General features: G+C 51.7%; 22 protein-coding genes and 2 tRNA genes. 9 read left to right on the top strand and 15 right to left on the bottom strand.

The window, feature by feature from the left end; genetic code table 11:
* The first annotated feature begins 41 nt into the window (after positions 1-41).
* On the top strand, positions 42-1,637 hold the full coding sequence (gene lnt, locus ACQ4M4_RS22470) for an apolipoprotein N-acyltransferase (protein WP_430686706.1): 1,596 nt from the start codon (positions 42-44) through the stop codon (positions 1,635-1,637).
* Positions 1,638-1,763: 126 nt separating this feature from the next.
* Here lnt and ACQ4M4_RS22465 read toward each other — a convergent pair whose 3' ends face one another.
* From ACQ4M4_RS22465 to petB, 5 genes are all read right to left on the bottom strand, one after another.
* A complete protein-coding gene (locus ACQ4M4_RS22465) occupies positions 1,764-2,144 on the bottom strand; it encodes a hypothetical protein (protein WP_430686705.1) in 381 nt (126 codons plus the stop codon).
* A 116-nt stretch (positions 2,145-2,260) separates the two neighbouring features.
* Entirely contained in the window at positions 2,261-3,454 is a 1,194-nt protein-coding gene (locus ACQ4M4_RS22460) for a glycosyltransferase family 4 protein (protein WP_430686704.1), read from the bottom strand.
* A gap of 11 nt (positions 3,455-3,465) precedes the next feature.
* Positions 3,466-3,930 (bottom strand): ATP-binding protein, encoded by a 465-nt coding sequence (locus tag ACQ4M4_RS22455; RefSeq protein ID WP_430686703.1) that lies wholly within the window; start codon positions 3,928-3,930, stop codon positions 3,466-3,468.
* Between the two features lie 113 nt (positions 3,931-4,043).
* A complete protein-coding gene (gene petD, locus ACQ4M4_RS22450) occupies positions 4,044-4,526 on the bottom strand; it encodes a cytochrome b6-f complex subunit IV (RefSeq protein WP_430686702.1) in 483 nt (160 codons plus the stop codon).
* A 154-nt stretch (positions 4,527-4,680) separates the two neighbouring features.
* On the bottom strand, positions 4,681-5,349 hold the full coding sequence (petB, locus tag ACQ4M4_RS22445) for a cytochrome b6 (protein WP_430686701.1): 669 nt from the start codon (positions 5,347-5,349) through the stop codon (positions 4,681-4,683).
* Between the two features lie 388 nt (positions 5,350-5,737).
* Here petB and ctpA point away from each other — a divergent pair, with 388 nt between their 5' ends.
* The 3 genes from ctpA (at position 5,738) to ACQ4M4_RS22430 (ending at position 9,436) form a co-directional block, all read left to right on the top strand.
* Complete coding sequence (ctpA, locus tag ACQ4M4_RS22440; RefSeq protein WP_430686700.1) at positions 5,738-6,973, top strand: carboxyl-terminal processing protease CtpA; 1,236 nt, start codon at positions 5,738-5,740, stop codon at positions 6,971-6,973.
* 122 nt (positions 6,974-7,095) lie between these two features.
* The gene (locus ACQ4M4_RS22435) at positions 7,096-8,349 is read left to right on the top strand and encodes an HD domain-containing protein (protein WP_430686699.1); all 1,254 of its coding nucleotides are present in this window, start codon (positions 7,096-7,098) and stop codon (positions 8,347-8,349) included.
* Between the two features lie 454 nt (positions 8,350-8,803).
* Complete coding sequence (locus tag ACQ4M4_RS22430) at positions 8,804-9,436, top strand: class I SAM-dependent methyltransferase (protein WP_430686698.1); 633 nt, start codon at positions 8,804-8,806, stop codon at positions 9,434-9,436.
* Positions 9,437-9,476: 40 nt separating this feature from the next.
* On the opposite strand, the gene ACQ4M4_RS22425 is transcribed toward ACQ4M4_RS22430, so the two are convergent.
* Together ACQ4M4_RS22425 and ACQ4M4_RS22420 are read right to left on the bottom strand one after the other, a co-directional pair.
* Positions 9,477-10,229: an SDR family NAD(P)-dependent oxidoreductase gene (locus ACQ4M4_RS22425; protein ID WP_430686697.1), complete on the bottom strand. Its 753-nt coding sequence runs from the start codon at positions 10,227-10,229 to the stop codon at positions 9,477-9,479.
* Positions 10,230-10,347: 118 nt separating this feature from the next.
* Positions 10,348-10,584, bottom strand: a complete 237-nt coding sequence (locus ACQ4M4_RS22420) for a hypothetical protein (RefSeq protein WP_430686696.1) — start codon at positions 10,582-10,584, stop codon at positions 10,348-10,350.
* Between ACQ4M4_RS22420 and ACQ4M4_RS22415 the strand changes: the two genes are divergently transcribed.
* Positions 10,583-10,912, top strand: a complete 330-nt coding sequence (locus ACQ4M4_RS22415) for a heavy metal-binding domain-containing protein (protein ID WP_430686695.1) — start codon at positions 10,583-10,585, stop codon at positions 10,910-10,912. The two genes, ACQ4M4_RS22420 and ACQ4M4_RS22415, sit on opposite strands and share 2 nt — an antisense overlap.
* A gap of 110 nt (positions 10,913-11,022) precedes the next feature.
* Here ACQ4M4_RS22415 and ACQ4M4_RS22410 read toward each other — a convergent pair.
* Positions 11,023-11,095: transfer RNA gene (locus ACQ4M4_RS22410), tRNA-Val, on the bottom strand.
* Positions 11,096-11,290: 195 nt separating this feature from the next.
* Here ACQ4M4_RS22410 and ACQ4M4_RS22405 point away from each other — a divergent pair.
* From ACQ4M4_RS22405 to ACQ4M4_RS22395, 3 genes are all read left to right on the top strand, one after another.
* Complete coding sequence (locus ACQ4M4_RS22405; RefSeq protein ID WP_430686694.1) at positions 11,291-11,878, top strand: metal-binding protein; 588 nt, start codon at positions 11,291-11,293, stop codon at positions 11,876-11,878.
* Between the two features lie 91 nt (positions 11,879-11,969).
* A complete protein-coding gene (mazG, locus tag ACQ4M4_RS22400) occupies positions 11,970-12,812 on the top strand; it encodes a nucleoside triphosphate pyrophosphohydrolase (RefSeq protein ID WP_430686693.1) in 843 nt (280 codons plus the stop codon).
* 33 nt (positions 12,813-12,845) lie between these two features.
* On the top strand, positions 12,846-13,427 hold the full coding sequence (locus ACQ4M4_RS22395; protein ID WP_430686692.1) for a TIGR04376 family protein: 582 nt from the start codon (positions 12,846-12,848) through the stop codon (positions 13,425-13,427).
* Positions 13,428-13,441: 14 nt separating this feature from the next.
* On the opposite strand, the gene ACQ4M4_RS22390 is transcribed toward ACQ4M4_RS22395, so the two are convergent.
* Together ACQ4M4_RS22390 and ACQ4M4_RS22385 are read right to left on the bottom strand one after the other, a co-directional pair.
* On the bottom strand, positions 13,442-14,173 hold the full coding sequence (locus ACQ4M4_RS22390) for a class I SAM-dependent methyltransferase (protein ID WP_430686691.1): 732 nt from the start codon (positions 14,171-14,173) through the stop codon (positions 13,442-13,444).
* 77 nt (positions 14,174-14,250) lie between these two features.
* Positions 14,251-14,742: a redox protein gene (locus tag ACQ4M4_RS22385; RefSeq protein ID WP_430686690.1), complete on the bottom strand. Its 492-nt coding sequence runs from the start codon at positions 14,740-14,742 to the stop codon at positions 14,251-14,253.
* A 146-nt stretch (positions 14,743-14,888) separates the two neighbouring features.
* On the opposite strand from ACQ4M4_RS22385, the gene ACQ4M4_RS22380 reads away from it, so the two are divergent.
* A complete protein-coding gene (locus tag ACQ4M4_RS22380; RefSeq protein ID WP_430686689.1) occupies positions 14,889-15,767 on the top strand; it encodes a LysR family transcriptional regulator in 879 nt (292 codons plus the stop codon).
* 312 nt (positions 15,768-16,079) lie between these two features.
* Here the strand turns inward: ACQ4M4_RS22380 and ACQ4M4_RS22375 are convergent, their stop codons facing one another.
* The 5 genes from ACQ4M4_RS22375 to ACQ4M4_RS22355 form a co-directional block, all read right to left on the bottom strand.
* Positions 16,080-17,279: a homospermidine biosynthesis protein gene (locus tag ACQ4M4_RS22375; RefSeq protein WP_430686688.1), complete on the bottom strand. Its 1,200-nt coding sequence runs from the start codon at positions 17,277-17,279 to the stop codon at positions 16,080-16,082.
* A 742-nt stretch (positions 17,280-18,021) separates the two neighbouring features.
* Positions 18,022-18,837 carry a transporter substrate-binding domain-containing protein gene (locus ACQ4M4_RS22370; RefSeq protein WP_430686687.1) on the bottom strand — a complete coding sequence of 272 codons (816 nt, stop codon included), beginning with the start codon at positions 18,835-18,837 and terminating at the stop codon, positions 18,022-18,024.
* Between the two features lie 540 nt (positions 18,838-19,377).
* Complete coding sequence (locus ACQ4M4_RS22365) at positions 19,378-19,980, bottom strand: PEP-CTERM sorting domain-containing protein (protein ID WP_430686686.1); 603 nt, start codon at positions 19,978-19,980, stop codon at positions 19,378-19,380.
* 424 nt (positions 19,981-20,404) lie between these two features.
* On the bottom strand, positions 20,405-21,022 hold the full coding sequence (locus tag ACQ4M4_RS22360) for a DUF4126 domain-containing protein (RefSeq protein WP_430686685.1): 618 nt from the start codon (positions 21,020-21,022) through the stop codon (positions 20,405-20,407).
* An 87-nt stretch (positions 21,023-21,109) separates the two neighbouring features.
* A tRNA-Arg gene (locus tag ACQ4M4_RS22355) sits at positions 21,110-21,183 on the bottom strand.
* Positions 21,184-21,553 lie beyond the last annotated feature (370 nt).

Here is a 21,553-nt window from a genome sequence, read left to right as displayed (position 1 = left end):
GGCGATCGCCGTATTTAGCCCGTCTACCAATTTCCTGCATCATGTTGAAATTGTTCTCATCCTGGCCGCTTCAATGCTGCATCACGCTGCTCAGCGGCATCTTGATGGGAATGGCTCCTGCGCCGTTTAATGCCTGGTTTTTTGCCTGGGTTGCAGTGGTGCCGCTATGGGTGTTGGTAAACCAAGGGCCGCAGCGCTCTTGGCGGTGGGGTGTAGCGCTGGCGTTTTGCTGGGGTTTGGGCTATCACGGGCTGGCGCTGTCATGGATTCTAGATTTGCACCCGCTGACGTGGATGGGCATTCCCTGGTTGGCAAGTGTGGCGATCGCCATCTTTGCTTGGGTGTTCATCACCCTATGGGGAGCCGCCATTCCCGTCGTTTGGAGCCTCAGCCTCTTCTGGATAAACCGTTCGGCAGCGGCCAAAACAGCCAAGTTCAACTTGCCTGCGGTGCGCATTGTTTTAAGCACTGCCGTGTGGTGTGGATTGGAGCAACTTTGGGAACACGGCCCGCTGTACTGGACTTCAATCTCCTATACCCAGAGTCCGTTTAACCTGCCGATCCTGCATCTGGGGCAACTATCAGGCCCGATGACCGTAACGGCTGCGCTGCTGTTGGTGAATGGCTGTTTAGCAGAGGCTATCTTAGCGTGGCTTCAGCGAGATTCGGGCAAACTGCTGCAGCAATATTCGACAGCGGCGATCGCCCTCCTTATCGGATTCCACACGCTCGGCTGGGCGCTCTATGCTCAACCGCTGAATGATGACCCCAATCAGGCCCTCACCGTTGGTATTGTCCAGGGCAACGTGCCCACCCGCATCAAACTGTCGGAACAGGGCTACCAACTGGCGATCGCAAATTACGTCCGTGGCTACAATACCCTGGCCAATCAGGGAGTAGATGTGGTGATCACGCCAGAAGGATCGCTGCCGTGGCGCTGGGTGAATACCCCAACCCAATCGCAAAATCCGCTATATCAGGCCATTTTGCAGAGAGGCGTACCTGCCTGGGTAGGCACCTTTGGCACCCGCAACGGACGCTACACCCAAACGCTGTTCACAATTACCGGCGATGGCGAGATTTATAGCCAGTTCGACAAAATTAAGCTGGTTCCTCTAGGGGAATACATTCCCTTTGAAGCAGTCTTGGGACAAGTGATTTCGCGCCTGTCAACCATGGGCGACTCCATGCTGCCCGGTTCGCCAGACCAACGGTTTGACACACCCTTTGGACGGGCGATCGCCGCTATTTGCTATGAATCTCCCTTTGCCAGCCTGTTCCGCAATCAGGCCGCTGCCGGTGGCGAGTTCATTCTCACCGCATCCAACAATGATCCCTACAAACGACCGATGATGGCGCAGCACCATGCCCAGGATGTGATGCGATCGGTGGAAACCAGCCGCTATGCGGTTCGAGCCACCAACACAGGGCTATCCGGCGTTGTCAACCCTCACGGCAGAACGCTGTGGCTCTCCAATTACCGTGAATTTCAAACTTATGCAGCCACTATCTATCGCCGCCAAATTCAAACGCTGTACGTCCGGTGGGGCAACTGGTTTACTCCGGTACTGTTGTTGGTAGGTATGCTGATGTGGATTGGCAGACGACCCCAATTCCAACCCAATAAGCGCCAATAAACTCAGCGATAAAACCTTGTAGGGTGAGCATTAAACATAAAATCCTAAAGCTCTGTGCCGCCTGCTAGGCGGGCGACACAGAGTTCTAAAGGCTGTATTTTAATGAGGTCGAAATTTTTATGAGATTTAATCTTCAATCTGCTTGGCGGAAACCTCGATCGCTTCAACATCAACGGTTCCCGGAGGGGTAATGCGCAGAAACTTTCCTTGCTCAACTTTTAGGGCTTCGCTACAACTGGGGCAACGCATCTGAGTACCATTGAGCCCAGCCGAAAGCGTGCCACACACCGGGCAAGCCGCTTCTACCACATTACGCTGGAGCCACCAACGGAAGACAAAAAAGCCAATGACAGGTGCGATCGCCAAGAATGCTATCAAAAACAGAACTGACTTGACCAACCAGCCCAAGCCAATCGACCCCAACAACCACACAAACGCAAATAGTCCTACCCATCCCCACAGGCCGGATAGATTTAGTTGCAATTTGCTGAATTGGTTTTGGTTCATGACAACCTCCTGTCGTGCGGGGCAAGGAGCCGCTGTTCGGTTCATATTATCAGCATAGCGAGAGACAGTTCGATCCTCCCAGGAAAGATTTCCGAACTTTGTGGGCGGCTTTTGGGCTACTGATGAGGCTGGATTGCGTGCTGCAACAACTGCTGTAGCCGTTGCTGAAAGGCAGCTTCTCCGAAATTGGCGATCGCCTCCTGCCTCAGCCAACCTCCATCACATCGCAATTCGGGTGGGGGGGTATTGGGATGGGTCTGATCATGCTGCCGATGTTGCGCAATGCGTCCCAAGATATCGATACAGGCAGCGGCTACAGCATCCGGGTTGCGGTGAGGCACTTGCCAACCCAAGCGTCCATCCATGAGCGGTTCGGCAGATCCATCCGCATCTCCCGCTAGCACAGGCACACCACAAGCCATCGCCTCCAGGTACGCAATGCCAAATCCTTCTTGAGAGGGCATGACATACACATCTGCCAAGCGGTAATGTTCAACCAAAGTTTCGGTGGGAACAAATCCTGCAAAGATAACGCGATCGCGCACTCCTAGATCCATTGCCAGTTTCACCAGTCGTGGCATATCGTTGCCCCGACCCACAACCAAATACTTCACATCAGGACATACCTGCAGGATGGTTGGCAGAGCGCGAATTGTAATATCGACACCTTTGTAAGGGTCGCCAATCCACAGCCGCGCTACGGTCATCAGCACCCGACTGTTCGATAAGCCGTTAGACAAGCCGTAATGCTGCAAGAGGGTGGCCGATTTCTCGCCCGGCGTGTAGCGATCGCCCTTGACCATACAGGGCAACAACTGAACTTTGTGGGGCTGGACTCGATGAACGCTACAAAGGCGATCACGCGTATAGCGACTAATCGTCCACACCTGATCGGCCTGCTGCAGCGCCCAGCGATACACCAGCGGCAACGGCTTCCAAACTTCCTTCCCGTAAGTTAGTACGGTGTAAGGAATCCGCAGCAGTTTGCACATCAGCCAAATCGGCGGAGCGAGATTGGTATGACCGCAAAACACATGGCGCGGACGATGCTTACGCAAATAGTAGAACAGCGTACTAGAAAGGTTCATGCGCCCCAGCATCAAGTTCGAAGTTTTGAAAAACTCCCAGCTCAAGCGCTTTGAAGAGAAGGGATTTGGGTCGTCGAGCCCATCCCGCAAGACAAATACCTTGGCTGGAGGCGCACCGAGCTCATGGTAGGTACTCAAAATATCCTGAATGTGGGTTTGAATCCCACCTTCGTGGCTAAAAACTTCTAAAAAAACAAAGACAACGGATGCGTTGACCTCCACCCAATTTACCCTCAATTAGGTGCAACGCTGGATTCTTCCAGCATGCGCGATCGCGCCAATCCATATTTCACAATTAGCAAACAATTACCTCCAGTGCGGCAGCGTTCGTATTCAACCCGATCGGCCAACCGCCGCAACAAAAACCAGCCATAGCCTCCCAACCGCAACGTCCCTGGCTTCGGCTCTTCCAAACTGTTGGGGTCAAATGGTTTGCCCTGATCCCAAATGCGGATTTCGATGCGATCATCCCACAGCGATACATCGATTTTGATTTGGGTTTCCTTGGGAAGTTCGTGATGGGCATGGCGAACTGCATTCGAAAACCCTTCAACTAATGCCAGTTCCAAGGGATATTCCTGTCCCTTCAACCAAAACAAGCCAGAACCGTTGCGTTGGCAGAATTGACGAAACCAGTCCTCAATGTAGTTGAGGGCCATCAAATCGCTGCGTACAACCAGGCTCGTCTGACGGAACACGAGAATCAAGAAGTAAAGAAGTCAAACAAAGTTTAACGCCTGCCGTGACAATTGAAGCGTGCTATCGCATACGTCAATTTGTCAAGACAGGCGTTGTCCGCAAACCACTAAGCCTAGAACAGGCCGAGCGTCAGAGATTTGTCGATGGGGACAGTAGCACCAATGCCAAGCCACAACGTTGCCAATGTGCCGATCAGGAACACGGTCGTTGCAACAGGACGACGAAAGGGATTCTGGAACTTGTTCACGCTCTCAATGAAGGGAACGAGCATCAAGCCAGCAGGGATTGCAGTTTGCAACCCAATTCCCAGTAGTTTATTCGGAACAATTCGCAGAATTTGGAATGCAGGATATAGATACCACTCAGGCAAAATTTCGAGAGGAGTGGCAAAAGGGTTGGAAGGTTCGCCAACCATTGCAGGATCCAAAACAGCCAAACCGACAACGCTGGCGATCGTTCCCAGGATTACCACTGGAAAGATGTACAGCAGGTCGTTAGGCCAGGCAGGTTCACCATAGTAGTTGTGTCCCATGCCTTTCTTTAGCTTCTCACGAAGCGCTGGATCGCTCAGGTCTGGCTTTTTGACGGTTGCCATAGTTACAAGTGCTCTCCTTAAGGTCCGCAGGAATACGGGAAGACAAGAAGCCGTTGATTTGACTATCAGTTTATCAAAGCGACTGAGTGATCTATCACATCCATACGCTTTGTAAAACACGATCGCCCATCAACCCAAACTTTACAGAGATGACTTACAAAGGACCAGAAATGCCTTGCTTGCGAATCATCAGGAAGTGAAGCAGCATGAAGACTGCAATCAGCCAGGGCAATACAAACGTATGCAGGCTGTAGAAACGAGTCAGCGTGGGCTGCCCAACACTGGTACCACCACGGATAAACTCAGTCATCAAAGAACCAACGACTGGAATCGCTTCGGGCACGCCAGATACGATTTTCACAGCCCAGTAGCCAACCTGGTCCCAAGGAAGCGAGTAGCCCGTCACACCGAAGGAAACGGTGATCACAGCCATGACAACGCCTGTTACCCAAGTCAACTCACGAGGCTTTTTGAAACCACCAGTGAGGTACACCCGGAACACGTGCAGAATCATCATGAGCACCATCATGCTGGCTGACCAGCGATGAATGGAACGAATTAGCCAACCGAAACTGACTTCATTCATCAAGTATTGAACAGAGCTAAACGCTTCTGTCACTGTTGGCTTGTAATAAAAGGTCATTGCAAAGCCAGTCGCGAACTGAATGATGAAGCAGGTTAGCGTAATTCCGCCCAGGCAATAAAAGATGTTGACGTGGGGAGGGACGTATTTGCTGCTGATATCGTCGGCAAGTGCCTGGATTTCCAGCCGCTCCTCAAACCACTGGTACGCTTTTGAGTCTGTTACCTGCTTAGTAAACATGAAGCAAGAGTTCCAAGATAGAGTTGCAAATAATTTATTGCTGTTTCTAACGAATGTAACATAGCTTCTCAGCTTTTTCATAACTGGGAAAAGCTAGATTCTATGGAGCTTTGAGGACATGCACGGCCTTGGGCGATCCACGAGACTTTGTTAACTTTCTTAACTTTGGCATGATTAAGAGAGTCGATGGTCATACGCGGCTAAATTTTTGAGCTAACCGCTTTAGGCTTGCTGGCTCACAGCGCTAACCTGCCAATTGAATGAAAGGCTGAACCCATTTTGTAAAGCTTAAGCTCATGTTTTTGCTTGAATAGGAAAACTGGGTGTGAAAACGCTTTTTCTAACTGGGCAGTGGTGATGAACTTGGAATGCCGTTTAAGATGAGCTTATGGGAAAAAGATTGATACAGGCCGGATTGCTTCTGCTCTTACCGTTGATGCTGGTGTTCACGTTTGCGACACCCGACGCGGCTGCATTTACAGAAGAGCAAAAGCTGTTCAATGAGGTTTGGCGGATTGTTGATCGCGCCTACGTCGATAGCACTTTCAATCATCAAAACTGGTGGTTGGTGCGCCAGCGGGCTTTGAAGCAGCCCTTGCAAACGCGAGATGAAACCTACGCCGCCATTCAAAAGACGCTGGCAAGCCTGGATGATCCATACACTCGTTTGCTGAAGCCCGACCAGTATCGCAGCTTGCAAACCAATACCTCGGGTGAGCTAACTGGAATTGGGTTGCAAATTGCTCAAGATTCGGAAACTGGCGAGCTGATGGTGATTGCCCCCATTGAGGGCTCACCGGCTGATCAGGCTGGGTTGCAGCCTTCCGATCGCATTTTGAAAATTAATGGCTTTCCGGCGTTGGAACTGACGCTGGATGAGGCGGCGGAGCGGATGCGAGGGCCAGTTGGCAGCATGGTTACGCTTACCGTTGCGCATGAACAACAGGAGCCCAAGGATCTGACGCTGGTGCGCGATCGCATCACGCTAAATCCGGTACTTGCCGATGTGCGAACCGAGGGTGGCAAACCACTAGGTTACATTCGCCTCACCCAGTTCAATGCTAATGCGACGGCAGAAGTGGCCCATGCGATCGCCCGCTTAACCCAGCAGGGCGTTGAAGGATTTGTGTTGGATTTGCGCAATAACCCTGGTGGATTACTACAGGCAGGAATTGATGTAGCCCGCTATTGGCTGGACAACGGCACGATCGTTTACACCGTCAATCGCGATGGCATTCAAGACAGCTTTTCGGCCGTTGGAGAAGCCCTAACCGACAAGCCCTTGGTTGTACTGGTGAATCAAGGAACAGCTAGCGCCAGCGAAATCCTGGCCGGAGCCCTGCAAGACAACGGACGCGCCCAGCTGATTGGCGAAAAGACCTTTGGCAAAGGATTAATTCAATCCCTGTTTACCTTATCAGATGGGTCGGGCTTAGCCGTGACGGTGGCGCGCTACGAAACACCCAACCATCGCGATATTAATAAGCAAGGCATTATTCCCGATCAGATTGTGTCCTTAGCAGAATCGGGCGATCGCCTTCATGTCGCCTCCGACCAAGATCCTCAATATCTGGCTGCCGTGGAGTGGCTGGGCCAACAATCGGTCATCGCCAACGCTCCTTAGGCTCCGTCAATTATGGAGGTTCAAGCTTGTTCGGTACAGTGCATTAGGGTGCATTGTTACGACCGTTGCCATAAGGCAGGTTAAACGCTATATCGCAAGTAAACCCAGTAGGGGGCCTCACAATGCTGGCGAAACGGCGCACGTATCATGATCCGCTGCATGGGGCAATTACGCTAGATGCCGCAGATGCGACCGAAGCTTTGTTGATTCAGCTGATTGATACGCCTGCATTTCAACGGTTGCGGCGGATTCGGCAGTTGGGTTCTGCAAGCCTGACGTTTCATGGGGCCGAGAGTTCGCGCTTTACCCATTCGTTGGGGGTAATGGCGATCGCTCGTCGTGCCTTCGATTCCATTACCCTGCACCATCCTGAACTGTGGGCGTATCGTCCTGTGGTGCTGTGCGGCGCGTTACTACACGATATTGGTCATGGGCCATTTAGCCACACCTGCGAGGAGGTGTTTGGCAATCAGCATGAGCACTGGACGATGCGGATTTTGCAAGAATCTGCACCTGTGCGCCATCTATTGGATCAGGCAGACCCAACGTTATTGCCCCAATTGCAACAGGTTTACCAAAAACAGCACCCAGTTCCGCTAGTGTGGCAACTGGTTTCTAGCCAGCTCGATTGCGATCGCCTCGATTACCTGATGCGCGACAGCCACTTTACCGGAGCAACCTACGGCAAACTCGACCTCGATCGCATTTTGATGGCCTTGCAGGTTGACCCCAGCAGCCAGCAAATGGTGGTGGCGGGCAAAGGCATGGCGGCGATCGAACACTATTTAATTGTGCGCTTCTTTATGTATGCGCAAATTTACAACCATCCCAAAAACCTGGCCTCGACGTGGGTGCTCGATCAAGCCTTTCGGCAGGCGAGAGTCGTGCGTACCTCGGGCACCTTGCCAGCCGATGAAAGCATGAACTCGTGGTTGCAGGGCGACTGTGACCATCTGCCGCTAGAGCACTACTTAGCTGCCGATGATGGGGTATTTCTGTATCACTTGCAGCGGTGGCAGCAGCATTCCGATCGCATTCTTGCAGACCTGTGCCGTCGATTTATCGATCGCGACTTGCTCAAGGCAACCGACATTAGCGCGATCGCCCCTGAGCGCTATCCCGATGTTCTGGCTAAGCTGCATGAACTGCTGGAGCAGGCCGGATTTGCCCCCGATGTGTATGGTGGAATTCGCGTTGCGCGCAGTAGCGGCTACACCCTGTATCAACGCGGCATCAAACTGCTGACTGAAACCGGCTTGCAAGAAATTAGCGATGTTTCACCTTTGGTAAAAACATTGACTCAGCCGCTCCAGCGCAATTATTTGATTCATCCACGAGACATCAACGCACAACGGGTTCTAGAGCATTTCACGTAAATGCTCGTTCACTTTTGCAACTAAGACAGGACGGTCGTGTTTCAAATGTGTGGTTATTGGTTGTGGAAGGGGTGCGATGCACCCCTTCCACAACCAATAACCACACGTCTAGAACATCACCGACAGCACTTACGCACTTCATACGAAAACCAGGGGGTTGAATGATTTTTGGAGCGCTCAGGGCTCCAAAAATCATTCAACTGCGTAAGTCCTTGTAAGTCCTTGAGAACCTGAGTTTTGGATAAGCTGAAGTGCCCATTTTTGCGTGCGCGTTGCGCACGCAAAAATGGGCTTTTCTGAAGTTTGCGCGGCGCGCAAACTTCAGAAAAGCCCTTAACCGAAACTGACGTTTGAGAGATCCGGTAACCCAGTCGTGTGAACCAGTTAGGGGAAGCGGAATGAATTGGGCACTGTTTATGATGCGAGCCATCGCGCTACACGAGCCAACTCGATTATGGTCAATCTTTGGACATCTTCTGAACATGCTTTGAGCTATTTGGCGATCGCCGATGCCATTCCTCATCGCACCGAGGGCGAAGGCGTGCTGCTTAACCAGGTTCCCAAAACGGTTCGCCGCATTCTGGATTTGGGTACGGGCAACGGGCGACTGCTATCGCTGCTGAAGATTGATCGACCTCAGGCTGAATGCATTGGGCTCGATTTCTCGCCAACGATGCTAGCCGCAGCTCAAGAACAGTTTATGGGAGATGACTCCGTTCACGTTCAGGTTCACGATTTAGATCAACCATTGCCTGACTTGGGCCAGTTTGATGCGGTGGTGTCGAGCTTTGCCATCCATCACCTGGCTCATGAACGCAAGCGATCGCTCTATGCCGAAATTTTTGCCTGTTTGGCTCCTGGTGGCGTGTTCTGCAATTTGGAGCATGTAGCCTCGCCGACAGAGCGCCTGCACCAACAGTTTCGCGAAGCCATGGGCATTGGCGATCGCCCCGACGACCCATCCAACAAACTGCTGGATGTCGAAACCCAACTGCAATGGCTGCGAGCGATTGGTTTTGAGGATGTCGATTGCTACTGGAAGTGGCTGGAACTGGCGCTACTGATTGGTAGAAAGCCCACGGTATAAAACCAGCGGTAGAAAGCCAGCAGTGTGAAGCTAGCCTGCACTACCACGGCAGCCGATTGCCATCCCACGAAAAGAACTCGCCGCTATCGCTGTTCTGCAACTGGTCGATCACCAGAAGCAATTGTCGGACGGTGCGCTGGGGCGTGAATAACTTGTCAGGGGGAACGTTGCGCTGAAACGGACGCGATAACTGGGTGTCGGTGGTGCCAGGATGCAGCGTGACAACGATCGCGTTTGGGCAGGTGCGTTTGTATTCAATGGCGGTCGTTCGCATGAGTTGGTTGAGGGCGGCTTTGGAGGCGCGGTACCCGTACCAACCGCCCAGTTGATTGTCGCCAATGCTGCCCAGCTTGGCCGAGAGAGTCGCAAACACGGCGCGATCGCCCTGCTTGAGCAAAGGTGGTAAGTGCTTGGCCAACAGCGCAGGCCCAATGCTGTTCACCAAAAAGTAGTCGCTCAATTGCTGTGGATTGAGATGGCGCAGGCTTTTTTCGGGCTGCATGGCATCGGTATGCAGCACACCCGCACAGTTCACCACTAGGTGCAGAGCAGGCGTTGTCGCTTGAATTGTTTGCACAACAGTTGCAATTTGCGCTTCGTTTGTCAAATCCAGCGGTAGCTGAGTCAATCGTGAATCTGAGATGGCTTGCAATGCATCATTGGAACGGTTGTAGGTGGCGTAAATCTGGTGAATTGTAGGTTGCTCCAACAGTTGATGCACCATCTCCAGTCCAATTCCGCCGCTGGCTCCAACCACAAGCGCTGCGTTAACCTGTTGCAGGTGTGATGTCATAAATTGATGTGATGTAACCCGTTCGTGAACGTGTGTGGAGTTCAGTATAGAGTGAATGCGCGATCGCATTCACGGTTGCTTTCCAAGCAGGATAGGAATTTACGCAAGCTCCCTAAATTTAGTGTGTGGTGGGAAGACTATAAGGATAACGGTTTGCCGTTGCAACTTTGAGCCAACCTGCACCATGAAGATGACCCGATAGGGCGATCGCCATTTTAGCGAGGCAGAGTAGGATGAAAGCGCAGGACAGGCATCCTGTCGTTTCGCGTCGTTTTGCGTGGGCGATCGCCTGCCTAACGACCCTGCATTCACGCACAACATTCTCTTGGCAACACATTAGGGAGACCGGATTCATGATTGTGACCACCTCCCCCTCGATTGAAGGCGCACAAATTACGTCCTACATGGGCATTGTGTGCGGCGAGGCAATCTTGGGAACCAACATTTTTCGAGACTTTTTTGCAGGCATCCGCGACATTGTGGGTGGCCGCTCGGCTGCCTATGAGCGATCGCTCCGCGAAGCCCGCACCACTGCCATCAACGAAATGATGCAAGCGGCTCAAAGCGCAGGAGCCAACGCTGTGATCGGAGTGGATATTGACTACGAAACCATCAGTATTGAAAACGGTGGCACCATGCTGATGGTGTCTGCGAGCGGCACCGCCGTGAAATACGTTCAATAATTGACCATCCACATGGGGTGAACCGAGTGGAGCTGAATCAAACCTAAAAAAATCAAATCCAAAAAGGGGATGCACATTCATACATCCCCTTTTTAATCAGTAATGCAGTATGGGCAGTACTGGACTCGAACCAGTGACATCCTGCTTGTAAGGCAGGCGCTCTACCAACTGAGCTAACCGCCCGCATTTCGCGCACAATTAAACAATTTAGCAGAGATGTTTTGTGGAATCAACCCATTTTGGGAAAAAATCTTGCCGAAGGTCCAAGGTGGATGTTTGTAAACAAAAGTGCGATCGCCCAAATGCCCAGCAGATGCGGAATATGCAAAACTGCTGTAGGATTTTCACGTACAGATGATCGGGTCACGGTTTGCGCCTATGCCTTCGGGTCGCACCCACGATCGCATTACCCTATGGACGCTGCCACTGGTGGGAGCGGGGTCGCTGTTGGCTACGAACAGTAGCAGCCTCACGCTGGTTTTGTGCGGCGGGTATCTCTTCGGTGGGCTCATGTTTGGCCCCGACTTGGATGTGCGATCGGTACAGTTTAAGCGGTGGGGCTGGTTTCGCTGGATTTGGCTACCCTATCGCGGCAGTATGAAGCACCGATCGCCCCTGTCTCATTCCCCGATTACCGGCACATTTTTGCGGATTGTGTATCTGCTGAGCTGGTTGGCTTTGTTGAGTTTGCTGCTGCTGGGGCTCATGAACCAAATTTGGCAATTGGGCTGGACGTGGGGTGACATTGCGGGGGTGATGGGGCGATCGCTCTCTCAACATCGCAATGATTGGTTGAGTCTGGTGTTGGGTGTGGAGTTGGGTGCCCTCAGCCACTACGGAGCCGACTGGTCTACCTCCACGTGGAAGAGGGTGCAAACTAAAGGCTGGAAAGCTGCATTTCCCAGCTCGCCAAAACGGAAGCGATCGCCCCCGCGCCGCAAGAAACGCCCCAACCGAAACATCTAGCCTGGCCATGATATTTCGGGGTCTGCATCTGAAACATCCCCGTGTGGGGGCTACCTGTAGACTAAATACAAGTACATCCATCGCAATACCTATGGTTTCTGCCTCCAACCCCGCCTTGCCAACTGTGCTTGCTGAACTTCAGCGCTTGATTGATGTGGTGGCCCAATTGCGATCGCCGGATGGCGGCTGCCCGTGGGATTTAGCCCAAACATCGCAAACCCTTACGCCCTACGTGATTGAAGAAGCCTACGAAGTGGTGGACGCGATTCGGCAAGAAAATCCAGAGGCGATCGCCGATGAGTTGGGCGACCTGTTGCTACAAGTGGTACTGCAAGCCCAAATTGCCAGCGAAGTCGGACAGTTCAATCTCGCCAACATTGCAAAAGGGATTACCGATAAGCTAATCCGTCGTCATCCCCATGTGTTTGGCGACGTAGCAGTGAATTCCGTGGATGACGTGAAGCAGAATTGGGAACAAATCAAATCATCTGAAGAGCAGGAGACTCACGGGAGCGAAAGTTTGGTGCCGCGCCTGAGCCGCTATGCGCGATCGCTGCCCCCCCTCACCGCCTGCATGAAAATCTCAAAAAAAGCTGCGGCTACCGGACTGGAATGGGAAACCGTAGATGGCGTGTGGGAGAAATTTCACGAGGAGTTGGATGAGCTGCATGAGGCGATCGCCCACGAAACTCCCGATCGCCAGCAGGAAGAATTAGGTGATCTGCTGTTCACCCTGGTCAACATAGCCCGCTGGTACGACCTGGATCCCGATGAGGCATTGAACTCCACCAACCAGCGCTTCATATGCCGCCTCAGCCTGATCGAACGCGTCGCCACAAAACCCCTGGCCGACCACACCCTCGCAGAGCTAGAAACCCTATGGCAACAGGCCAAAGCAAAACTAAAGGCTGACCAACAAGCTGACCGCCTTTGATACCATAAAAAAACAATTGTCCAGAGAGAACCCATGGGCTTATTCGAAGACCTCAACAGCTTTTTGGAAAGTCGCCTCGACGAATTCATGCGCAACAATCCTCAGCTTGAACTAGAAGTGCTGGAGGATAATTTGCGGGCACAAGAAGATGAGGCTATCAAGCTTCTGGGCGATCTCAAAATGCGCGAAAAGCGCCTACAAGACGAGATTTTGACCACAGCACAAGAGGTGCAACGCTGGCACGAGCGGGTTGAAAAAGCCAAAGCCGCCAATCGAATGGATTTGGCTCAGCCTGCCGAAGAACGCGAAGCCGCCTTGCTACGCCAGGGCAACCAACTGTGGGGCCAAATGGAAACCCTAAAGCAGCGAGTTGCAGAAACGCTGGAGTTGCAAAAGCAAATTCAGGCTAAGCGCCGCGAAGTGCAAATGAAGGTGAGCGAAGCTCAGGCCAATCGCTCAACCCAACAGTTCAACAGCTCTGAACAATCGTGGCAAAACACCGGATGGAATCAACCCTATCCACCCGGTAGCAGTGCCGATCCCTTAGAACAGGCTTTTCGCAAATGGGAAACAGATGATGAGCTAGAAAACCTAAGACGCAACATGGGCAAGTAAGTTCTTACCGTCACTCAAGTATCCCCACGGCATTCACTCGCCACCCTAGCAACAAAAACCATGGAGACAGGCTGCTGCGTTTTGGGATGCAGCGGTTCGCGAATCTCCTGAAGGCGAAAGCCGCTGCGGTGCAAAAGCGCGACCCAGCTTTGAATAGGACGAAAGTACCAGGGAGCGGGATCGGTGAAGCTGTCGCTAAAGCCAGCCCAAGACCCCGATCGCCACCCTTCCACATACGGTTCATCCCTACATGTCACAACTGGATGCAGTGTTTGGATAACGAGCGCACCCTGCGGGTTAAGGAGTGTCGGCATTATCCGCAGCAAGCCGTCAACCGATCCCTTTCCAATCAACGAAAAGTTGCAGACGGCCACATCCACCCGTATGTTCAGCTGGCCAGCGGCGAGTTCTTCATACGTCATGACATAAAAATCAGCCCCATCGGCTTCCCTGGCTTGCTCAATGAGTGCTGGTTCTCCATCCACACCCGTGACCTGGGCACCAGTAGCAGCCAGTGCGCGAACTAGCCAACCTTCGCCACAACCAATATCCAGCACCGTTTGGGGCGATCGCTCACCGCCCATAGCCCCCAACACTTCCGAGACCGCATCCACAATCGCCCGATTCGTTACCTGTTCTCGACTATCGATTTGCCCCTCCCGCACAGCGATCGCCCAAGGCTTCGCATTTTTCTGCCAAGATGTGGCGATCGCGCGATCGTTTGTCTCATCAAGAGGGTTGGACATGGGGAAATTAGAAATCGAGAGTGGGGAATAGGAAAGGACTTGAGACCAAAATCACAAATCCAAAATCCGAAATAAACCTAGGCAACCCGCCGTTTCGCCCGCTCTCCATCATGCAAGATCGGTGGTGGAGCCGCCTGCGAGGTCACCTCATACAATCGACGAATGTCGCCACTATTGTAAACGCGAAACTCGCTAGCAACGGTAGCGCGAGTGGTGCGAACCGCCTGATTTAGCACCAAAGACCCATTGGGATCGGAAACCGAGCGGTGAAACGTGCCGGGCGGAATGCGGAGAATATCGCCATTGGCCTCTAAGCGAACAATATGAAAGGGCTGTTCCCAGGATAGGTTGACGAGATAAAACGTACGTCCACCAGAGAGCGCCAGCAAATTATCTTCTTGATTAGGATGGAGGTAAAACTGCCAATAGCCTTCGTCGCTATTGTTCGGGCTGATAGCGGGGCCATCGTGGTAGACCAAATCACGCGCATTAGAATTAGAAATTGTGATGTCGAAGAACCGGACATTGGGCGTATCGCGAAACTTTTGATAGGGTATCAATTCAAACATGATTCCTAGACCTAAAACTCGCTGCGGTGATGGGTTGAAGCTTCGTTGCCAAGCTGTTTGGCTATACTTCCAATTAATCGCAACAATCTGTAAGAAACAAAACCGATTGCGGTTCACATTCATGCAGTTTGTGGATGGGTGTATTGATGAATACTGAACACCTGCGGATATTACTGGCTGTGGCGGAGTATGGCAGCTTTTCAACAGCAGCTCTGCGGCTTGATATTTCCCAATCGGCGGTGAGTCGGGCGATCGCGGCGTTGGAGGATGAACTAGGCATTTCGCTACTTACCCGAGGCCGATTTGGAGCCTACCCAACCAGCATTGGCGAACGAGTATTGAACCATGCCAGAGATATGTTGCGATCGCGCGATCGCATTGACTACGAGGTAAACCTGGCTCGGGGCTTGCAGGGTGGACGGGTGCGCATTGCGTCGTTTCGCAGTGCCGCCACTCATTTGCTACCCACTTACATTGCCCAGTTTTGCCAGCGGTTTCCGGCCATGGATATCTCACTGATTGAAGCAGATCCGGTCGCTGTAGAACAGGCATTGCGAGAGGGGCAGGCCGACCTGGGGCTAGTGCCGCTCCCTCGTAGCGATGAATTTGATACATGGGAGATTGCCCGCGATGAATTTGTGGTGCTGCTTCCGGCCTCGCTTGGCCCCATTCCCCCTCGCCTTACCTGGGAAGAACTGTCGGCCCATTCGTTCATTTTGTACAACTATGCCGAATGTACGTCTGCGGTGCGCGATCACTGGGCCAACTGGGGGCAAACCCTCAAGGTAGCCTATGAGGTGAAAGAAGACTCCACAATTGTGAGCATGGTGGCTCAGGGGCTGGGTGCTGCAATTTTGCCTCGACTGGCAGCGTTGCCTATTCCCGAACAGGTGCAGGTGCGATCGCTCCCCATTCCCTTAGAACGCGTTATTGGGGCTGCCGTTCTCGCCAATGTGCTACATCCCCCAGCCGTCTTCGCATTCGTCGATCTGCTCCGAGGCGCAGGCATGTTTGCTCGCCATTGAACTTCGGTGTACCAGCAAAAAAGCGGCGACTGATGCCCAGCCACCGCTTACATTTTAATTAACGTCAGTCTCGATTAAGGGCTTTTCTGAAGTTTGCGCGGCGCGCAAACTTCAGAAAAGCCCATTTTTGCGTGCGCGTTGCGCACGCAAAAATGGGCACTTCAGCTTATCCAAAACTCAGGTTTAAGTAGTTCAGGACTGACGCAAGCCCGTCAAATCTAGTGTGTTGATGTTATGGGTAGGGTACTTTGCACTCCACCCACAACATCAATGCGTAAGCCCTATCGTTGTAATTCCGAATTCCGAATTGCATTACCGGCGAATCGGTGTACCGCAAGGGTAAGTTGCCACTGGCTCACGCTCTTCGGCGAATTGCACTTTGGGAATGTTGGCGAGCACCTTTTCATCGGGACGAGCCGCCCGAGCGGCAAGATAATCCCGTTGGAGGGTAGCCAATAGCTCCTCACGCTGGTCGTATAGCCGCTTTAGCGGACGGGCTTCGCACTGGTTCATCACGTAGGCACCCATGATGGGCAGCGCAATGGTGCTGTCGGTGTAGCACACGATGGTACTGGGCAGCTCTTCGGGGTCAACCTTGCCCCAGCTCACTGCCTCCGAGGGAGTGGCACCAGATAGGCCACCCGTATCGGGGCGGGCATCGGTGATTTGCACAAAGTAGTCGTGGCCACGCTCTTCTAATCCCAGCACCTCGTGAATTTGGGGTTGAGTTTGCAGCAGGAAGTTCTTCGGGCTACCGCCACCCAAAATGACCGCTGCGCTCTTGCCTTCTACTCCTTCAATCCCAGAGTGTCGGGCTCCGTAGGCGATCGCCGCCGTCTCATTCACATCCAGTGAGGGATCGATCATCAGCTTGGAGCCTTCCAAAGCTAGAGCTGCCACGTTCATGCCAATGGAGCTATCGCCAGGGGAAGATGTGTAGATAGGCACGCCACACTCGTAGGCCGTAGACAGCAGGCAAGAGTGCTGCACGCCCAGCTGCTTTTCAACAGCGTTGATGTATTTGCCCAGTAAGTAGTGAAATTCTGCAGTACCCATGCGCTTTTGGAAAGGCTCTGCCCGTAATAGCTCACGGATGAAGGCATCAGTTTCTAGCAGAACATCGTAGCCAAACACGATGTCGTAGATGCGAATGCGACCTTCTTGCCGCAGCTTCACATCATCCACAAAGGGATGGCTGGCATACAAATCTAGCCCCAAGCCGTAGTGCAGATCGTGATACAGGTTTGCCCCCGTGCTGATCATCCAGTCAATGAATCCAGCCCGCATCAAAGGCGACAAAACAGAAACACCGTATCCCGCTGGAGTCAGCGCACCCGACAGGCTCACGGCCACTGTCACACCCGGCTGCATCACTTCTTGGGACAGCAGATGGCAAATTTCGCGCAAGCGGGCCGAGTTGTAAGCGGTAAAGTAACCGTCGATTAAATCAACAACGTTAATGCTTTGGGAAATGGGCGCAGGTGCAATCTTCCGGCTGAGTGCATTGGTCATGGTTGGTCTCCCGAGTAACCCTTGTAAATGTCGATGAACAGAAAATGTCGGCGAACATCCTTGCCTAATCGTGCAAAGCCCATGACAAGACACGCGCTCACTGAACGCAGACCTGTGCGATCGCATCCATTGCACTGCACCCATGAACTAAGTGGATGCAAGCACACTAGACGACAGCAAGGCGCTACACGTGACAGCGTCTCTTATCTAGCCAACGGATTAGTTGTCAAAAACTCTTTACCAGAGTGGCGATCGACCGAGTTTGTCAGGGCGCTTAAGGGGATGTTTCGACTAAGCCAGATGGTGATGCCATCTCCCCACAAACCTACAGTTACAGGCCGATCAGCCCATACTGGGTCCTTCGCAACGGTCTGCCCGAGATAAACCGGGATGAGACAACCGTCTGCGCTGTAACTTCATTTCCAAATGCCAAACGGGAATCTGATCAGGCCCCGTAAACCGATGGAGTTTCAACGCAACAGTAACCTTTAGTAACGCAAACAAATATAGTGTAACACCGGAAATTTCCATTACCTCAGCAAAATTAACGAGAGCACCCGTTCGGGTTCACCCATTTGCATGAAATTGCCACCTGAGAGTCAAATCGCTGACGCATACACAAACGGGTTGAAGCCCCAATCAGGCTGGGTAGTTTGTCGTTTACTCAGCTCCATCGCTGAGTTGGCCAAACAAAAAGCTAGCCATCTGGCTAGCTTTTTAGAGAATGCTTCTTTCAGACAGATTAGCTTGCAGGGGAAGCCGCCGCCTCTGGAGCTTCTTGGCTAAACCATTTTTGGGCAAGTTGTTCAATCGTGCCGTTTTCAATCATCTCTTGCAGGATGGGATCAAACTCTGCCAGCAGCTCAGAGCCTTTGGGGAAGGCGATCGCCGAACCCGACTCGCCATCATTAGGAATCACGTTAAATTCCAAATCAGGGTTGGCTTCGATATAGCCTTGAGCCACCGTATCTTCGACAATAGCAGCTTCAATGCGACCCGACTTCAGCTCTTGCACGATCTCATTAATGCGGTTGAGAGACTTGAGGTTGATACCTTCAATTTCGCGGGCAGCCCCCTCTTGAATAGAGCCAAGCTGTACACCAACCGTTTTACCATTCAGGCTTTCAGCCGTGGTTAGACCGCTGCCTTGTCGGGCAACAATGGTATTTTGTGCTTCAAAATAAATGGTTGAAAAGTCAACGTTTTGCTTTCGTTCCTCGGTCGGAGTCATCCCAGCCATGACAAAATCTGCCCGGTTGGATTGAAGTGCAGGAATCAAACCGTTGAAATCGATGTTGTCAATGGTGAGTCCGTAACCAAGCCGCTCGGTAATCGCTTTGGCAATATCAATATCAAAACCGACGATCTCTTGGCTACCGCTAGAAGAGTCGATGAACTCGTAGGGAGGGTAGTCGGCAGAGGTAGCCATTGTCAGCGTACGAGTTGCATCGTCAGTGGCAGCAGTGCCTCCGGTGTTGGACGGGGTGCAAGCGGTTGTGACAAAAATAGCAACGATCGCGCTAAGAACAAGGGTAAATAAAAATTTCAGTTGCTTCATTGCTCTGGATGGGCCTATTTGGAATGAGCTAATGCTAACGAATTCAACAGCAGCAGCACAGCTCTAGATGGTAGATCTTTTTTTCAAAAATGACATTCTTAATATTTTTTAATTCGTTCAAAAGAGCGCAGTCAAGGAGGCAAGCAGCAGGGGCAAACGTCCGAATGCCAGTCAATGATTGAGAACATTTTGCTTCTTGCTGACTGAATCAACAGCTGGTCTAAAGATGCCAGATCCTTTTTCAACCGGCTGTGTGAACCGTTACAAGAGCTAACATTAGCTGCGATCGCAATCCCAACTATGAGTATTCAACACGCCATTCTTTTCATAACCTTATGTAGCAGATGTGGCAACTTGAGATGGGTTGCAGAAAGCCAACTCTCAAACTGTGGCTTCATCACGCATCGATTGACGATTCATTGAACGATTCATGCTTTCAAAAAGCCTTTTGTGCAGGGGCCTACTAAAAAAGCTCTTCCAATGTTGGAAGAGCTTTACTCAACTAGGATGAACTGCAATCAAGAATGAGCGCCAAGTCAACTAAGCGTTAGTTTCGGCCTTCTGCTTCGCTTGGCGACGGCGAGCTGCAACCAAGCCAGCAGCAGCCACGGCTAAGCCAGACATGGTTGTCGGCTCAGGAACGGGTTGTGTAGCAGATGCTTTCACAGCAATACCATTAATATCAAAGCCATCGCGATCGCTTCCTGCCGCTGATTTGTCTACCAATTTCAGGAAGTTGTAAGTGGCACCTTGCTGTAGCGTTACCGTTGCCCCAGCTTGGGAGCGATAAGCATTGTCTGCAATGTTTTTGATCAAGCCAGCCAAAATCCAGTTTCCAGATAGGCTGTCGCTGACGTAAACCTCAACTTGCTCGTCATAAGAGTTCTGATTTTTCTTGGCACCCCAGGTGGTTTCCCAAATGGTGACGGAATCTTGAAAGGCGGTACCGAAGCTGAAGATAGCTTGGCCACCCACACCCAGGCTCAAGAACTTTTTGTTGTTGTCAAAAAATTTTCCATCCAAGTTTGGGTTTCCCAAAGCATTGCTGGTGTTGCGGCGGTACGCTTCTTTGATGCCAGCGCCTTCGGTGTAAGACTCAACCTTGGAAGCATAGGTCAAACCAGCAGCATACGAAGGAAGCATAGCAAAAGCAGAAATGGCTAACGTAGCTGGAACAATGAATAAAGCCTTGGCGATCGCTTTCATAGGAAGTTAGGAAGTGATGTAAAAATGCTACGAAAACAGCCTAACCTCACAATGCATGCAGCCGATAGGGTTTATATACTTAAAAGAAAAAAGAAATATAATCAACACGCCATTTATAAATTTTGCAACTTTTGCTAATAGAATAAGCGTCCAAAATCCCCTTCCAAAAGGCTTTTAGCGATCGCCGTATTTTTACCGAGTGGTTAACCTTAACCCCAATTTTTAGCAATCGTTATGTAAAGTGCCGAGCATTTCAGTTAGCAATGTGTTCATTTTGCAGTGAAGAAACTCACTTACAACGATTCAGGATCTCCAAATTTCCTCTGGATTCTGGCTTAATTTGTGAGCCAAACATTGAGCCTTAGTCAGGGTCGTGTTTTCCCCGACGAGGATGGGCGCGATCGCGTCGCCGATTGTCCCTTAGAGATGGGCGGCTAGCCTGGGCCTCGTACCACCGCTGCCACTCTTTGGAACTCCGAATAGCCAACCACAGCAAAATCATGGCAATCAACCCGCCCTGCTGAGGCGCATCAAACGCAAATAACACCAACAGCACACACATAAAATCTTGAACAAAAATCAGCCAAATCGGTAGCCCACGCAAGCGATAAAACCACCCAACTTGCACAAGTTGCAGCACCAACGCCAGCAACCCACCGACCACGCCAATAACGGGAATGAGCCAGCTATCAATTTCGGTAATGCGGGCTACGGTAATACCTGCAAGCGCACCAACGACTGGACTCAAGGCAAGCTGAGTAATTTGCACCAAACGCTGAGCAATTCGATCTTTTGAAAACAGCAATTCCATCAAAGACCAGCTCACCAGCACCCCCAGCACAACCGCAGGGGGCACTTGCGACAACAAGGGCACCTTGTCCCACAAATCTTCTTGCAACAGACCAATGAGTAGTAGCGGAAGTGCAACTCGGATTCCTACAGCCGCTGAAATCGAAAGCGCCGCCAAGATCTCAATCATGCCTTACAACAGCTCAACGATTCGCGTGCACGATACTCAGGATTTTACATAGCGAGACGCAACGTCTGTCACGGTCATGATCACCCACGCCCCAGGCAGGACTCGAACCTGCGACCGACTGCTTAGAAGGCAGTTGCTCTATCCGGCTGAGCTACTGGAGCACAATTCCCAATCTAAACGTGGTAGCTACCACGATAACCCAAGAATCACCGAAAAATACAGCCGTGGCGTTGTCGAATGCTACGAACTTGGGAAAAATTAAGAGGTAAAGTTGCATTCATGACTCAATATAATACAAGGCCAGCAGATGCCCCAATGGCATTCTTGCTTTTCTTACAGGTTCCATAGAGCGATGCAACGGACCGGGATGATCTCTACTCAGCCGTCCGGGTATGGCTTTCCCTGATTCGCAGACCTTGTTGGCACACGTCGTCACGTAACTGGAGTAACAGGTGTACACTTAAAACCAATCTTTCTTTCACCAAATTGGCAGGCCCTTCGTTTGCCCGCATTGGTTCTTGGAGCGATCGC

It is taken from the genome of Leptolyngbya sp. AN02str (genome assembly GCF_050565595.1).
In the GTDB taxonomy this organism is placed as follows: Bacteria; Cyanobacteriota; Cyanobacteriia; order Elainellales; family Elainellaceae; genus Kaiparowitsia.
The sequence above is the reverse complement of the archived record's forward strand: the minus strand, read 5'-3'. Positions and strand labels throughout refer to the sequence as shown.